The 15,171-nt window shown below is 56.2% G+C and carries 17 protein-coding genes; 8 read left to right on the top strand and 9 right to left on the bottom strand.

Annotation, left to right across the window (positions count from 1 at the left end):
* The 4 genes from flgG to ACN0SC_RS14015 are packed head-to-tail and all read left to right on the top strand — an operon-like array spanning position 1 to position 2,470.
* The gene (gene flgG, locus ACN0SC_RS14030) at positions 1-786 is read left to right on the top strand and encodes a flagellar basal-body rod protein FlgG (protein WP_417250312.1); all 786 of its coding nucleotides are present in this window, start codon (positions 1-3) and stop codon (positions 784-786) included.
* The gene (gene flgA, locus ACN0SC_RS14025; protein WP_417250311.1) at positions 783-1,220 is read left to right on the top strand and encodes a flagellar basal body P-ring formation chaperone FlgA; all 438 of its coding nucleotides are present in this window, start codon (positions 783-785) and stop codon (positions 1,218-1,220) included. The genes flgG and flgA overlap by 4 nt, the downstream gene beginning before the upstream one ends.
* Positions 1,217-1,954: a flagellar basal body L-ring protein FlgH gene (gene flgH, locus ACN0SC_RS14020; protein ID WP_417250310.1), complete on the top strand. Its 738-nt coding sequence runs from the start codon at positions 1,217-1,219 to the stop codon at positions 1,952-1,954. Before flgA ends, flgH begins: the two co-directional genes overlap by 4 nt.
* Positions 1,955-1,969: 15 nt before the next feature.
* Positions 1,970-2,470 (top strand): flagellar basal body-associated protein FliL, encoded by a 501-nt coding sequence (locus tag ACN0SC_RS14015; protein ID WP_417250309.1) that lies wholly within the window; start codon positions 1,970-1,972, stop codon positions 2,468-2,470.
* 5 nt (positions 2,471-2,475) lie between these two features.
* Here the strand turns inward: ACN0SC_RS14015 and ACN0SC_RS14010 are convergent, their stop codons facing one another.
* The 9 genes from ACN0SC_RS14010 to ACN0SC_RS13970 form a co-directional block, all read right to left on the bottom strand.
* Entirely contained in the window at positions 2,476-2,835 is a 360-nt protein-coding gene (locus ACN0SC_RS14010; protein WP_417250308.1) for a hypothetical protein, read from the bottom strand.
* The gene (locus ACN0SC_RS14005; RefSeq protein ID WP_417250307.1) at positions 2,832-3,926 is read right to left on the bottom strand and encodes an EscU/YscU/HrcU family type III secretion system export apparatus switch protein; all 1,095 of its coding nucleotides are present in this window, start codon (positions 3,924-3,926) and stop codon (positions 2,832-2,834) included. Before ACN0SC_RS14005 ends, ACN0SC_RS14010 begins: the two co-directional genes overlap by 4 nt.
* Positions 3,927-4,703, bottom strand: coding sequence for a flagellar biosynthetic protein FliR (locus ACN0SC_RS14000; protein ID WP_417250306.1), 777 nt, complete (start codon positions 4,701-4,703; stop codon positions 3,927-3,929).
* Entirely contained in the window at positions 4,700-6,784 is a 2,085-nt protein-coding gene (gene flhA / locus ACN0SC_RS13995) for a flagellar biosynthesis protein FlhA (RefSeq protein ID WP_417250305.1), read from the bottom strand. The genes ACN0SC_RS14000 and flhA overlap by 4 nt, the downstream gene beginning before the upstream one ends.
* 151 nt (positions 6,785-6,935) lie before the next feature.
* Positions 6,936-9,149 (bottom strand): hypothetical protein, encoded by a 2,214-nt coding sequence (locus ACN0SC_RS13990; RefSeq protein ID WP_417250304.1) that lies wholly within the window; start codon positions 9,147-9,149, stop codon positions 6,936-6,938.
* Positions 9,146-10,015, bottom strand: a complete 870-nt coding sequence (gene motA / locus ACN0SC_RS13985) for a flagellar motor stator protein MotA (protein WP_417250303.1) — start codon at positions 10,013-10,015, stop codon at positions 9,146-9,148. Before motA ends, ACN0SC_RS13990 begins: the two co-directional genes overlap by 4 nt.
* A gap of 70 nt (positions 10,016-10,085) precedes the next feature.
* Entirely contained in the window at positions 10,086-10,727 is a 642-nt protein-coding gene (locus ACN0SC_RS13980; protein WP_417250302.1) for a magnesium transporter MgtE N-terminal domain-containing protein, read from the bottom strand.
* Entirely contained in the window at positions 10,724-11,119 is a 396-nt protein-coding gene (locus tag ACN0SC_RS13975; protein ID WP_417250301.1) for a hypothetical protein, read from the bottom strand. Before ACN0SC_RS13975 ends, ACN0SC_RS13980 begins: the two co-directional genes overlap by 4 nt.
* 10 nt (positions 11,120-11,129) lie before the next feature.
* Positions 11,130-11,627, bottom strand: coding sequence for a flagellar basal body-associated FliL family protein (locus ACN0SC_RS13970; protein WP_417250300.1), 498 nt, complete (start codon positions 11,625-11,627; stop codon positions 11,130-11,132).
* A gap of 123 nt (positions 11,628-11,750) precedes the next feature.
* Here ACN0SC_RS13970 and fliF point away from each other — a divergent pair, with 123 nt between their 5' ends.
* Genes fliF through fliP form a run of 4 tightly spaced genes read left to right on the top strand, consistent with a single transcriptional unit; the run spans position 11,751 to position 15,040 of the window.
* Positions 11,751-13,388 carry a flagellar basal-body MS-ring/collar protein FliF gene (gene fliF, locus ACN0SC_RS13965; RefSeq protein ID WP_417250299.1) on the top strand — a complete coding sequence of 546 codons (1,638 nt, stop codon included), beginning with the start codon at positions 11,751-11,753 and terminating at the stop codon, positions 13,386-13,388.
* Positions 13,388-14,020, top strand: coding sequence for a flagellar biosynthesis protein (locus ACN0SC_RS13960; protein WP_417250298.1), 633 nt, complete (start codon positions 13,388-13,390; stop codon positions 14,018-14,020). The genes fliF and ACN0SC_RS13960 overlap by 1 nt, the downstream gene beginning before the upstream one ends.
* Complete coding sequence (locus ACN0SC_RS13955) at positions 14,013-14,291, top strand: FliM/FliN family flagellar motor switch protein (protein WP_417250297.1); 279 nt, start codon at positions 14,013-14,015, stop codon at positions 14,289-14,291. The genes ACN0SC_RS13960 and ACN0SC_RS13955 overlap by 8 nt, the downstream gene beginning before the upstream one ends.
* Positions 14,291-15,040 carry a flagellar type III secretion system pore protein FliP gene (gene fliP / locus ACN0SC_RS13950; RefSeq protein WP_417250407.1) on the top strand — a complete coding sequence of 250 codons (750 nt, stop codon included), beginning with the start codon at positions 14,291-14,293 and terminating at the stop codon, positions 15,038-15,040. Before ACN0SC_RS13955 ends, fliP begins: the two co-directional genes overlap by 1 nt.
* Positions 15,041-15,171: the final 131 nt, after the last annotated feature.

Below are 15,171 nucleotides of genomic sequence, written 5' to 3'. Positions count from 1 at the left end.
ATGCGTGCCCTTAAAATCGCGGCCACGGGGATGAGTGCCCAACAAATGCGGGTCGAGACCATCTCTCAGAACCTCGCGAATATGAATACGACGGGCTACAACGCCCGTCGCGCAGAGTTTTCAGATCTGCACTATCAACAGATGGCCCGGCCCGGCACAATCAACGCCGCCGACGGGACGGTCCTGCCGACAGGCATACAACTCGGCCTCGGCGTGCGTCCCTCTTCCGTCACCGTGCAACTTGCACAGGGGGCGCTTTCGCAGACCAACGGCGATTTGGATCTTGCGATAGAAGGTCAGGGCTACCTCGAAGTCACGCTGCCTTCAGGTCAATCTGCCTTCACGCGCGATGGAGCGTTGAAACGGTCGGCTGATGGCCTGATCGTCACCTCCGACGGTCATGGTGTCGTCCCCGACATCGTGATCCCCGACGACGCGCGGTCCATTTCGGTCAACGCGGAAGGTGAGGTTTACGCGTATTTCAGTGATCAGGTGGACCCGCAGCTTCTTGGCCAGTTCACCTTGGCCGATTTCACAAACGCCAAGGGACTGGAAGCCATCGGCTCCAACCTGTTCCTTGAAACCCCCGCATCGGGACCAGCGATCATTTCGATTCCTGGAACCGATGGTTTGGGGACGCTGCGGCAAGGCTATCTCGAAGACAGTTCCGTAGATGCCGTGCGCGAAGTCACCGAACTCATTGAAGCGCAGCGCGGATATGAGCTGAACGCCAAGGTCATTACCGCAGCTGACCAGATGCTCTCTGCCACGAGTAACATCCGATGATCCGTGCATGTGCCATAGCTTGGCTCGCCGCCTTCCTGCCCGTATTCGCTTCGGCCGAAACCGTCGTCGCCGCCCGCACTATCCGCGCGCAAACTGTTTTGTCCTACTCGGACCTCGCAATAATCAAAGACTCCGTGCCAGGCATGTTCGTATCTGTCGACGAAGCCATCGGGCTGGAAACTAAGACTGTCCTTTACGCGGGTCGCCCGATCCGCCCCGAAGACGTAGGCCCCCCCGCTATCGTCGAGCGCAACCAACTCGTATCGCTCACATTTCAGAATGGCGGCCTAGAAATCCAGACCGACGCACGCGCCCTTACCCGCGCGGGCGTCGGCGACACGGTCCGCGTCATGAACCTCAACTCCAAAACCATCGTCACCGGGATCGTTGCATCCGATGGTGGCGTCTATGTCGGAAGGCTCCCCACGAAATGAAACCGCTCGCCAGAACCGCAATCACATCCGCAATGTCTCTCAGCCTGCTGGCATGTTCCCCACTTGAGGAGGTCGGCAGGCTACCAGAATTCAAGCCCGTCACGGGCAGCACCGAAGCAACCGCGATGCGCACCCCGACCTTGCCGCGAACGGTGGCGGACCAATCGCCAATCAGGGGCGCGTCCCTGTGGACAGCCTCGCGCCAGTCGCTCCTCGGCGACCGTCGCGCCATTCAACGGGGTGACATTTTAACGGTCGTGATCGAAATCGACGAAAGCGCGGAGATTTCCAACAACACTTCGCGGGGTAGGTCGGGCTCCGAAAGCATGGGAATCGACAGCCTCTTCGGCATTCCCGAACGCATTGACCAAGCCCTCCCCGACGGGGCGTCACTAGCCAACGCAATCGGAACCAATTCCTCGTCCAGCTCGTCGGGAAGCGGCTCTGTGCAGCGTAACGAGAAACTCGAACTCATGGTCGCCGCAACCATTATCGACGTCTTGCCCAACGGTGTCCTGCACATTCAGGGGTCGCAGGAAGTGCGCGTGAATTACGAGATCCGCGAGCTTCTGGTCGAAGGGTTCGTGCGTCCCGAAGACATCTCGCGCAAGAACGAAATCACCTACGACAAGATCGCATCCGCCCGCATTTCCTACGGCGGCCGCGGCCAGATTACACAAATGCAGCAACCGCGCTATGGCCAGCAAATCGCTGACATCGTGCTGCCGTTCTAAAAGGAGCCGCGCCCGATGCTTGGGAAAGCCCTGCCAATCCTTCTCGCTCTCATCGGCCTCGGTGGGGGCATCGGCGCGGGCATTATGCTGCGCCCCGCGCCAGAGGTTGCCGTTAACCCCTGCGCGGACGATCCAAACGCGCTGGATCAAATCCATTTACCCGCCGCGAGCGCCCACGAGGGAAGCTCCGCCTACGAGTATGTGAAGCTCAACAACCAATTCGTCATTCCTGACATGAAGGATGGCAAAGTCGCAGCGATGATCGTTCTCTCAATCAGTCTGGAAACACTGCCAGCAGCGCGCGAAACCATCTATGCGCGTGAGCCGAAGCTGCGTGGCGAGTTCCTGCAAGTGCTATTCAACCACGCGAACATTGGCGGTTTTCAAGGGACATTCACAGAGACCACAAAAATGGAGACCCTTCACAATGCTCTGCTGGAAGTCGCACGCTCACTTCTCGGCGACACGGTTAATGATGTGATTGTGACGGATATTGTGCGTCAGGACATCGGATAGAGCAATTATCGGAATTTCTTCTGAAGCGATTTGAGCGCGTCGAGCTTGCCAAAGGCCCGGCGTGTTTTTTCCATCTGCTCTTCGCGCTGCGCAGCGACGCCCGCCACTCGTTGCAACGCGGCGACACGTTCGGCGCGAATCCATGACTGCCAACGCGCGTCGGCACCAAGCTGGGCGGCGAGATCAAATGTCTCAGATTTCTGCAAGGCGTCACCGCGAATTCTAAGTGCCTGCGAAAGCTCGCTCAGTTCGGCTGCGATCTCATCTTCTTTCCGTCGAATTTCCGACAGACGTTTGAGCTCAACGGTAAGGGCGACATCCGCAACACCCTCAAGATTTCGCAGCGACTTCAGCTTCTTGTTCATTGGCGCAGCCCAGGACGTTCACGCATTTTCTTGCGCATTTCTTCGGCGAACCGGATCGAAGCGGCAACGGCAGGATAATGCTCGGGCCAGATTTCGGAGCCAATCTCCACGCTTGCATGAAGCATCCGCGCGGTCGGTGGATCACGATGGATCGGAACACCGTTTTCTATAGCAACATTCCGAATACGGGCCGCAACCTCGTCCACCCCCTTGGCGACACAAACGGGCGCTCCTCCCGCTTTACGATCCCATTTCAACGCAACTGCGTAATGGGTCGGGTTAACGATGATGACATCGGCACTCGGCACGTCCTTCATCATCTGGTTCATCGCGATTTCCTGCCCCTTCTGACGCCGCTTTTGATTCATATGCGGGTCACCGTCCTGATCCTTGGCCTCGTCGCGAAGCTCCTTGTGAGACATACGGTTCTTGCGCAGATGTTCGTTATACTGGAACAGGAAATCGACACCGCCGATTGCGAAGGAAATCATGAGTACGATCATGAAGAACCCAAGGCCCATTTCGAGCAGCGTCACCGTGATCATGCCCGGACTAAGCGCCATGGTGGTGATCATTTCGGGGATTTGCGACCAAAGGTAGATCCCCAGAACAACAGAATAGATCGACAGCTTAGTAAAACTTTTGCCAAACTCGAAAAGACCCGTCCGCCCGAATTTGTTTTTCGCATTCGAGATAATCGAGATTTTCGACAATTTCGGCTCAATCCTGGACGGGGAAAAAACGAAAGACCGCGTCGCGAAAAGCCCCCCCATAACCAGAACCGCAGGGATCACGACCCACGGCAGAAGATATATCGAAATCGCGCCCATGATATCCCCGCTCCACCTTGCGCTTGATCCCGCGAACCAATCGTCGGCCATGAGATCGGCGTTCTGCAACACTCCCTGAAGCGTGCCGCCGATGTCTTTCAACGACGCCTCCCCCACAACCAAAGCCGCGATGACGAAACCGAGATAGGCCGCAGAAGTGTTGAGGTCGGTTGACCGTGGAAGTTCGCCTTTCTTGCGGGCGTCATCGAGCTTTTTCTGCGTCGGCTCATGTTGCTTGTCGGTGTCGTCGTCCTGAGCCATTCAGAACACCCCCAACGGATTGTCGAGAACCGCGAAGAACTTCTGAACCCAGATTTCCAACAAGAACGGTGCACAAATCAACAAGAGCGCCAAGCCGCCAAGTGTAATCGCGGGAGCACCGACAAAAGCGACCATAAGCTGTGGCATCGCACGGTTAATTACGCCAAGCGCCGTGTTGTAAATCACCGACGCAATCATGAATGGCGCGGCGAAAGCAAACCCGAGCGCAAACGTGCCCGCAACGTGTGACACCATGAGAGTGGACAGGTCCTCGCTATCCGGTAGCAATCCAATGGGCAGAAACGAATAGCTTCGGATAATCAGAACGGCGATTTTCTCGTGAAGGCCTAGCGTGACAGCAATAGCCAAACCTCCAGTGAAGAGGACATGGCCCATTGCTGGCTGCGCATCCACTGCGCCGCCGCCGAAAAGCTGCGACAGAGAGGTCGATTGTGCGATGTTGGCACCCGCGATTTGCAAGGCCATCACCATGAAGCGAATAATCAGCCCAATCGCCAATCCCGCAATGGCCTCGGCAACCACAAAGCGCACCATCATAAAAGAATTTCTGGTCGCGTAAGCGTCTGGCACAGCGATCGCAGGAAAGGTAATGAGGGTAAACGCGAGCGTCAAAACCAGGCGCACACGCAAAGGCACCACCTGCTCCCCAAAGGCCGGTAGAACGGCCATCACACCAGATACGCGAACGAACACAAGAAACGCTGTCAGAACAGCCTGCGTCGAGTAGCTCGAAAGATCCGCAAGCGTCTCCATCATGCTGGAACAAGTCCAACAAGTGCGGGGCGCGCATCCGTTCCTATTTCCTCGAAGGAGAACACAGGATTCTGGATGCCCTGCGCCGACAGGACCGTTCGGATGAACCTACGGCGCGGGCGTGATGTCACGATCCCTGGATAGACGCCGTTCTCGCCCGCTTTCCCAATTCTGTCCGCCATGGATTTTGCCAGTTTGTTAAACTGATCGGGCGGGAGTGCTATATCTGTCTGGCCGCGCTCACCCTCGACTTGATATTGCGCAAAAGTCTCTTCCCACTCAGGCGCAAGTTGCAAAAGGGGAAGTGTTCCGTCCTCGCGTTTGACTTCCGAGACCAGTTGGAACCCGAGCCGCTGACGAACATGTTCGCAGATGGATTCGGGTGTCGCATGTGCGCCGCGCGCCTCCGAAATGGCCTCCAAGATCAACGGCATATTGCGGATCGAGACCCTCTCTTCCAAAAGGAGGCGCAAGACCGCGAGGAGCATATCCATCGGCACCTTATCGGGTATGAGATCATCAATCAGGCGCTGGTTGGCCTCCGCGCGCGCACGATCCGTCAGGTTCGTCATTTCATCAAGTATCCGGCGCAAGGATTTCATCGATAGCAAACGCGGGAAGCTGCGTTTGACGATCTCAAGAAGGTGCGTGGCAAGGACTTCCGTCGGCTCTACAACAGTGCACCCCTGCATCGCGTATTCATCTTTTGCAGAGGTCTCAATCCAACGCGCGGGCGCGCCATAGACGGGTTCGGAGACATTTTCTCCTTGTGGCAGGCCTGCCTCGTTTCCATTTAAGAGCGCCAGAACTTTATCTTGGCGAAGCGTGTCGCCGCCCTGTTCGACCCCTTGGATGCGCACAACATAGCGGCCAGGAGGCAGGGTCGGATCATCGGTCAATCTGATTTCAGGCAGGATGATCCCGTATGACGTGGCAATATGGTTGCGCATATTCGTAATACGCGCATCGAGGCCCGTTTGAGGATCCAACACCATGGGCACAAGATCGGCCGCGAATTCCACATGCACTTCGTCGAGATCAAGGATGTCGCCGAGAGATTCGTCTGGCGCTTTAGTCACTTCTTCGGTGGACTTCGAGGCGTCGACCTCCGCCACCGCGATGCGCTTGCTTTCATACCACCCCGCAACACCGAGCGCGGCGGCGCCCCCGATGAACGGGACAAACGGCAATCCAGGAACAAAGGCAAAGAGCGCGAGCAAAACCGAGACGGTCAGGAGCGCGGGCGGATATCTGCCAAGCTGGGCGAAAAAGGCGAGATCGACCGACCCGTTTGCGCCACCCTTTGCGAGCAGGAGCGCGGCGGCAATCGAAATGATGACCGACGGGATCTGGCTCACCAAACCGTCGCCGACAGTGAGGATGGAATAGGTTTCAAATGCCTGTCCGATTGGCATTCCATGACCAACTATACCGATGACCAGCCCCATAACGAGATTGAGCAGGGTGATCAGAAGCCCCGCAACGGCGTCACCCTTTACAAACTTTGAAGCACCGTCGAGCGAGCCGAAGAAAGTCGTCTCAGCCAATTCGAGTTCGCGGCGTTCTTTCGCTTCCTCATGCGTGATTGCGCCCGCGGACATATCTGCGTCAATCGCTAGCTGCTTCCCTGGCATGCCATCGAGTGCGAAACGCGCGCCGACTTCGGCCATTCGCCCCGCGCCCTTGGTGATCACCATGAAGTTGACGATCAAGAGAACCGTGAACACAACGAGCCCAAGCGCCACCGACCCGCCCATGACGAAATTTGCAAACCCCTCAATCACGTGACCCGCCGCGGATGTGCCTGTGTGGCCCTGTCCGATGATGAGCTTTGTGGATGAAACATTGAGCGAAAGGCGCAGCATAAGGCTGGCCAACAGCACGGTCGGAAAGGCCGAGAAATCCAGCGGGCGTTCGGCGAACAAAGTGACCGTGAAAATCAGGATGGCCAGCGCGAAGCTCGCTGCGAGCCCGAGGTCGAGAACCCATGACGGAACGGGTAGGACCATCATCACAATGACCGCCATGAGCGCGAGAGCAAGCAAGATTGTCGGACTGAAAATATCCCCGATTTTGAAGGTCATTCCTGACCTCCACGCGACGCCGGCAGGCTCGACGTTTCCGTTAACTCAGAAGGTCTCGGTTGTTTCATTCTCTTGGCCTGTGAAGTTCTTTCACCAGCCACGAATTTACGTCTCATTCGGTTTACAAATGGTTTCTGGATGGCGTCCGAAATCACTCTTTCAAAAGCTCTTGCAGCATTTGTCGGTTGGACGAAATATCTTTGAGCAAAGCGTCGAGGTCAGCGAGATTCAGATCATCCGCATCACCGATACGAACATCGGTCTTGATGGGAGCCAATGCCTCAAAAGGTGCGGTTCGGACTATCGAGCGATTATCGAAGACGGTCGTTTCGTTGGCCAGCCCAGTTTCATCAAGGCCCCACTTCACGATATCTGCTTGCGCACCGAATCCCAGACTCTCAAAGCGATCCGTCGCCGCCGCGCGCACATCTGGCGGTAACGAAGACAAGCCATCCTTCTCGACGCGGGGGAACATAGTTTTCAAGAATATGCCATCGCTACTGTTCTCTATGATGTAAGTCAGCGCAAGGTCCTCGAGTTCCGCATGGGCGGAACGCGGCAACCTGTCTTTCGCAACCGCATTTTCCAGATAGGCCAGCGCCGCTATGGGATCGCCACTATATAGCATTGCGAGATAGGCCGTTTCGACGAGTTCCGCTTCTTTCTCGTGATCTCGATATTCCATCGCCACAACTTCAGCGATGCCCGCAATCCTTCCTTGAATTGGCGTTCCGTGTTCTACCGCAAGCTCAACAAACCGCACCAAGGCCTCAGGATGGGTAGCAGCATGTTCTAATGTGATGTCTTCGAGTATCTCGGCTTCTGCTTCATGGTCGCTTTGCGCCGACGCAACTTTAGCGTCGAGCATTTGCTTTTCGACATCAGGAAAAATGGAACCACGCCCGACAATCGCCTCGACTTGCGACGCAGCCTGAAGGTCGCCGAACTCAATCAAACGCTTCGCCAATCCTGGCCCGATATGTAGCCGTAAATGCGGGGGAAGTCCGTCAAGGGTTTGCAGGACCGCCCTGACATTGACGTCCGTCCCTTTGGGCAAACGCTGTGTCGCCATCACGGCCCAAAGCGCAGCATGTGAGTTACAGCTTGTGTAGTCGCTTAACGGCCGGGGATTTTTGGCATATCTGAACTCCATTATTTCCCCGAGTGTGCGGTAGACCTGTAGATAACTGTGGGATCGGGGCACCTCGTCGAGAAGGACCAAAGCCTCCGCCCCAAACGTCAGATAGATATAGTATTTCGCGAGATCGATTGCCGCTTCCTCGACGGGTGCATCAAGTTCATCAACCAATGCGGCGCGCAAGCGCGGCAAATCCAATCCGTATTCAAGAGAGTGCCCCCAACTACCGACGTCGATGATACGCGACGGGATGCAGGTATCGCCATTGGTTGCGAATCCCATATCCGTGCTGGCGTGTTGCTCTTGCGCACGCTGAATTGCCGACTGAACCGCAATGTGCGATTGCGGCGTTGCCTCCACAACGGTCTGATCCATATCGCCGCCCTGCTCCGCGTTATGCTCGGGCACCTCGGGCTGGGTTGCTTCAACTGCATCTTCCACAATCGGCAAGGATGGCTCCAGAAGACCGTCAGAGACGGCTCGCCCGATACCTTCTATCAGGGCCATTTCCAGCTCGGCCAAGTTGACGCCAGACTTAGACGTGTCCGCCTTGGACGACACGGTGGCGCCCACCATATCCAAAGGGTCAAGAGGCTCCGGCGCGGCGCTCTCGGTTTGTTTCTGGCCAATCGACCGACCAAAATCCGCTAAACCGCCAAGGCTCGAAGAGAAAGAATTAGGCGCGAACGTCTCGCCGCCCACACCCGTTAACTCCCCCTCCTCATCGGGTGTATGCGAAACGAAGGTTTCCTCATCAGCACTTCTTTCTACTGCGTTCTGCAGGACAGGGACGACAGCCGCGGGATTTTCGGCGCTAGCAATCGAATCCACCGGAACTGGAGTTTCGAAACGGGATGTCTCATCCGGAGGGCCGTTCTTAATATCAATCACGATGCGCCCTTCACGGAGTTCAAAGGCATCTGCATGCACATCTTCTGCAACAGTGATCTCCAGACTGCTCGAACCGACGTCGCGCACTTCTAGGATGCGCGTGCGAGGAATGCGGACAAACACATCAGTGGTCACGAAGTTGACACCTTCACGCGCAACGACAAGTCGGTAGCCGTCATCGGAGCGACCGAAAGCCCACGGTGGAGCCTCGTCCAACTGGACCACAAGGCGGGAGAAGTCGGCATGCTCTCCTGAACGCACAGTCACAGTCTCGGCAAACGCCGAACTGGCGAGCACCATCATACCCAATATAGTGAAGAGCAGTCTCGCAATCATGCCGCGTCCGTTTTCACCTCTTTGAGGGCTTCTTCGAGTTCGGAAAAACTGGGCCGACAATGGGACGGCGTATTCTGCCGACCGACCTCGATGCAGATGTTCGTCGCATGGCTATGAAGGTTGGCGACAAGCACTTCCCGAATAAGTTGGTAGAAGTGACCGTCCTCCTCGATCACGGATTTCATTTTCGCTGCGAATGGGCCGACAAGCCCATAGGCGAGAAACACGCCGAGAAATGTCCCCACCAGTGCGCCGCCAATCATTTTCCCCAGAATTTCTGGAGGTTGATCGATCGAGGCCATCGTCTTGATCACGCCAAGAACAGCGGCCACGATTCCGAGCGCGGGCAAACCATCGCTTACGGCGGCAAGCGCATGCGGGGAATGCAAGGCATGGTCGAGCGACGCCTCGATGCGCTTCTCCAGAACCTCCTCAACCTGATGGGGATCGTCGTAGTTCATAGACGCCGAACGAAGCGTGTCGCAAATCAGGGCAACGGCCTCTTTGTCTTCGAGAATTTTTCCATATTTCGTAAAAATTGCCGATTCTTCTGGCGCCTCGACATGTTCCTCCAGAGCGACGGGGTTTTGACGCGCAAGCCGAATGAGCTCAAAAAGGAGACAAAGTAGATCTTTGTAGTCTTCCTGCTTCCAATGCGGACCTTTGAAGACCTTCCCCATATCCTTCATCGTGTGCTTGATACCTGACATATCGTTGGAAATGACAAAGGCACCCGCCGCCGCACCGCCGATCATCATGAATTCAAATGGCAGTGCCTTAAGAATGATCCCCAGTTTGCCACCCGCAGCGATATAGCCGCCGAACACCATGACAAATATTATGAGAATCCCGACGATACCGATCATGGCTTTTGATTTCCGAGCTTAGTTAAGGATGGGGTGAATGTGACAGGTATCGGTTAAGAAACTGCTGCGCTCACTCAACGGGTGCATTGGCATTGCGACCCGCCAGAATAACCGAGATCGAATAGGCGGTTTCGGGCTTCAGCCCCGCCATGATTTCCGCGGCTGCATCAGGTCTCATGCGGCCAAGGAAGCCAGCCGCAAAATCGGGCGACATAGCTTCGAAAAGCTCCGCCGCATCCTTGGCCTTCATGTTCTCATAGACTGCGGTCAGGCGCGCCACATCGTTTTCGGCCGCTGTGCTGGCAACGGTCATTGTAGAGGCAAGTTTCGCTTCCGCCTCCTCAAGCGCCGCGAAACTCTGTTCAACCTCCGCTCGGGCGCGTTCTACAACGGCCATCTTCTGATCGATCTCCAATTCGCGCGCTTCGACCTCTTTCTCACGTGCGCGCAGCGCGGCAACGAGGCCATCAAGTTCGTCGCCAGCCATACAGGCAATGGGATCAACGGGCTCGACCTCAGCATGATCCAAATCGGAAAGGCCCGCGAATTCCTTCGCAATGGCCGCCCCTGTTCCCGACGCAAGCCGCACCGCGACGGAACCGACAAGGATCAGGGCAACCAGCGTCATAGACCCGCGCCCCATTTTCCACGGTCTCCGCACGGCGCGTTTTTCAACCGGAGGTTTGGCCGACTTCTTGTCCTGCGTCATCATTTGGCGGCCTCCACGCGATTACGTTGACTGAGGAAGAGCATTTCAGCAGCCGCGTCCTCGGACGCACTCTTTGCACTCGCGGCGGCTTTAGGCTTCGCTGCAAGCGATTCTGGCAGGTCGTGCATCGACGCGATCAGGAGTTCCATTCGTTTCGATGTCGCTTCGGCGCGTTCCGTGAGGTCTTGCAAACGTGCCGCCGAACCTGCTGCAGATTTCTGCGCCGCTGTCAGTGTTTTGGTTAAATCATCCACCTGCGCGGACAGCACCGCGACCGCGCCACCGACTCCCTTCTCAAGATCGGTGAAGCGGCTCAAGCGTCGCGACAGAACCATACAGTAAACGGAAACCGCGAGGGTGCCCGCTATCATCAGAAAGTCGGCAATGAGTTCCATGCGCCCCTCCTTAGTTAATGACAAATTCCATGATCAGGACGTCATTGACGCGCTGATCTCCCGCCGCGATCTTCATTCGTCGCAGCATCTGTGACCGCAGCTGGATCAGTGCGGACGGGCTTTCCAACTCTTCGACGTCCACAGCTCTCAGATAGCCGTTCAGAATGTCCACAATGCGCGGAACCAATGCCTTCACATCTTCTTCGAATTTCGCGGGAACCTCGATTTGAGCATGAAACCGAAGGTGTTTTGGCGAGCCGCTATCGGTTGCTAAATTGACAATCAACGGCTCAATCGGAATGTAGGTCACATCGGGAAGAGGCTCGACTTCAACGTCTTCCACTGCATATTCGACAGCACCTTCAGACACAGGATCGTGGCCGAAGAGCATTCCCGAATAGACAGCGAAAAAGCTTCCGCCACCCAAGACAAGCATGAGCACCACTCCGATCATCAACGGGATCTTAGACTTCTGCCGTTCGTTTTTGGTCTGTTCTTCGTCAGCCATAGCGCAATCCGATTCTTCGTTCTCCGACGATATAAACCGAATGAAGCTAACTGATTGTTAAGGCTGATCGGACATTCCTAGAGCAACGAACGGCAGAAGCCTTCGAGATCAAGGAGTGAACACTTGGAGCAGATACTCTCTGTTTGGACGAACCTGAACCCGCGCCGCCGTATCGTTGTGGTCGGTGCCACCGTACTGATGTTCGCGGCCATCATTGCGCTATCGCAACTGGCAACACGGCCAAGTTTAACCCTTTTGTATTCGGGACTTGAGCCATCCGCCGCTGGCGAAGTCGTGCAAGCGCTAGAGCAACGCGGCGTGACACACGAGGTGCGGGGCGGGGCGATCTATGTCCCGATGGACGAGCGTGACCAGTTGCGCATGACCCTCGCATCGGAGGGCCTTCCCGCGGCGTCGTCCTCGGGCTACGAGTTGCTTGATTCCCTGACTGGCTTTGGCACAACAGCGCAAATGTTCGACGCGACCTATTGGCGTGCGAAGGAAGGTGAACTCGCGCGCACAATTGTGTCTTCGCCTACCGTTTCCGCCGCCCGTGTGCATATCGCAAACTCATCCTCGACCCCTTTCAGCAAGACCTCCGCAGCCACCGCCTCGGTCACAGTCACCCCTGTTTCAGGAACCGTGTCAAACGAACAGGCCGAGGCCTATAGATACCTTGTTGCCTCCGCCGTCGCGGATCTCTCCGCCGATGATGTCTCCGTGATTGACGGACGTAAGGGCATCGTCATCTCGGGTGACACAACCGTCGGAGGGGCATCTGACACATCCGACAAGGCCGAGATGCTACGCCAGAACGTATTGCGCATGTTGGAGGCACGGGTCGGCAAAGGGAAGGCTGTCGTCGAAGTGTCCGTCGAGACGGTCTTGGATTCCGAGCAAATCGTTGAGCATCGTTTCGACCCCGATACTCGGGTCGCGATTTCAACTCAGACAGAAGAACGCACGAACGCCTCAACCGACTCACGCGGTGGCAGTGTGACCGTGGCATCCAACCTCCCCGACGGCGACGGTCAGAACAACGGCGAATCCTCCACCAATAATTCGGAAGTGCGCGAGAGTATAAATTACGAAGTGTCCGAAACACGCCGCGAAGTGCAGCGTGGACCTGGGGCGATAAAACGTCTGTCCGTGGCCGTTCTGGTGGACGGTATCGAGACGTTAAACCCCGCCACAGAGGAAATGGAATGGGCGCCGCGAAGTGCGGAAGAACTTGAGGCGTTGGAAGCTCTGGTGGCGTCTGCAGTTGGCTTCGATGCCACACGCGGCGACACGCTGACCCTGCGGACGATGAAGTTCGAACCAGTCATGATTGAAGGCACCGCAGCGACCGCTTCCATGTTCTCTATTGCAAACATGGACATCATGCGAATCCTTCAACTCGCTGTTTTGGCGATCGTGACCTTGGTTCTTGGCCTTTTCGTCATTCGCCCGATTTTCGCCAAACCTAGAGCCACGCCCGCTCTCGCAGACCATAGCGAGCCCGCCGCAGCTCTGAGCGACACCGATGTGCAGGCAGCCTCGCCCGCCAACGACTTCGATGTCCCTGCATTTCCCCCGGACCTTCCGGATGACGATTTCGAGCTTCCGACACTCGGTGTTGTCTCCGACTTTGACCTTGATGACGCGATGGGCATTTCGAACGACCCCGTCAAACGACTGAAACAACTGATCGCAGACCGTGAAGAAGAAACCGTCGAAATTCTGAGAAGCTGGATCGAGGACACGGAGGAAACTGCCTGATGCCGTCCCCGTTCACTTTCGAGGATTTTTCCGAGTCCCAAACGCCGCAAAAGCCCGCACCCAAGCCGCGCGCCCAGCCACCTGGACCGACCGCAGCCGAAATGCAACGCGCGGTCGAGGACGCTAAATCGGAAGGCTATGAAAGCGGTTATAGAGCGGGTTGGGACGACGCGGTGAAAGCCGAAGAAGAAACGCGCAAGCGCATAGGTGCAGAATTGGCCCGCAACTTGCAGGATCTCGGTTTCACTTTCCACGAAGCCCGCGCGCATGTGATCAGATCCCTTGAGCCGCTGTTCTCAGAAATGACGGAAAAGGTACTGCCCGAACTGGCATCTCAAAGTCTTGGCCAGCTCGTCATCGAAGAGCTCATGCCCGTCGCAGAAAAATGCGCCAATACACCCGTTGAAATCCTCGTGTGTCCCGCGAACCTGCCCGCCATCGAAGCGCTCGTTCAGTCGAACCTGTCACTTAACGTCCATTTCATTGAAGAGCCCAGCCTGTCTGATGGTCAGGTCTTCCTCCGCCTTGGAACCAAAGAGCTCAAGATCGACCTTGACGGCGCCATCGAGAAATTTCGCAGCACCATTAACGCTGCCTTCACCCTAAACAAGGAAGCCATGAACCATGGTTGAAGAAACCGACTCCGCACGCCCCAATCCTTTTTCCGACATTCCGATCGAAATCAAAGTGACCGTCGGAAAAGCGCACCCATTGGTACGCGATCTCCTCAAACTCGAAAACGACAGCGTTCTGTCTCTGGACCGCCGCATAGAGGATCCCGTCGAACTCTACGTTGGCGACAAATTGATCGCGCGCGGCGAACTTCAGGAAATCGAAGGGGATCCGAACGGCCAACTTGCCGTACGCCTCACCGAAGTGGCCGATTTGAAAGACAGCCTATGATGCGACTTTCTTTTCGATCAATCGGGATGCTCCTTGTCTTGGCATTCCTGCTTTCGACCACGGCCAACAGCGTCTCGGCGCAGGATCTTTCGATTTCCTTCGGAGATGCAGAAACACTGACCGCGCGGTCTATCCAGTTAATCGCACTCGTCACGCTTCTCAGCATTGTGCCAGGCCTCGCGGTGATGATCACCTGCTTTCCGTTCATTGTGACGGTGCTTTCGATATTGCGACAGGCAATCGGCCTGCAACAGTCACCCCCGAACATGATGATCGTGTCGCTCGCACTGTTCTTGACCTACTTCGTAATGGATCCTGTTCTCACAGAGAGTTGGACCCGCGGCATCGAGCCTTTGATGAACGGCCAGATTGATCTTGAAACCGCGTTTGTAAACGCGCTTGAGCCGTTTCGTGTCTTCATGTCGGGCCGAGTGAGCGAGGACACCTACTATCACTTGGCGGAGTTACGGGCCGCGCCCGAGTTCATCGAACCCGTAACAGCAAAAACATCGCTCTCGCTGCTGGTTCCATCGTTTCTTTTGTCCGAAATTGAGCGCGCGTTTCAGATCGGATTCTTGGTGTTCCTACCATTCTTGATCATCGACCTCGTCGTTTCAGCAATCCTCATGTCGATGGGCATGATGATGGTGCCACCAGCGATTGTGTCTTTGCCGTTCAAACTCGCATTCTTCGTTGTCTCGGACGGGTGGACCTTGCTGTCGGGCGCGCTTGTGCGGAGTTACTTCTGAAGGAGCTCCCTGCTATCTTTCTGCCAACGCAGTTCGGTTCGAAGTGTCGTGGTGAGAGGTGGTCCAGCTTTTTCGACCATATTGCAGCCCATTTAAGGTGGATCAGGGTTTCACATTAGGCTGCTAATCTC

Origin of the sequence: Celeribacter sp., from assembly GCF_048261515.1 — a bacterium.
Taxonomy (GTDB): Bacteria; Pseudomonadota; Alphaproteobacteria; order Rhodobacterales; family Rhodobacteraceae; genus Celeribacter.
Note: the sequence above shows the minus strand (reverse complement) of the source record. Positions and strands in the feature narration are given on the sequence as shown.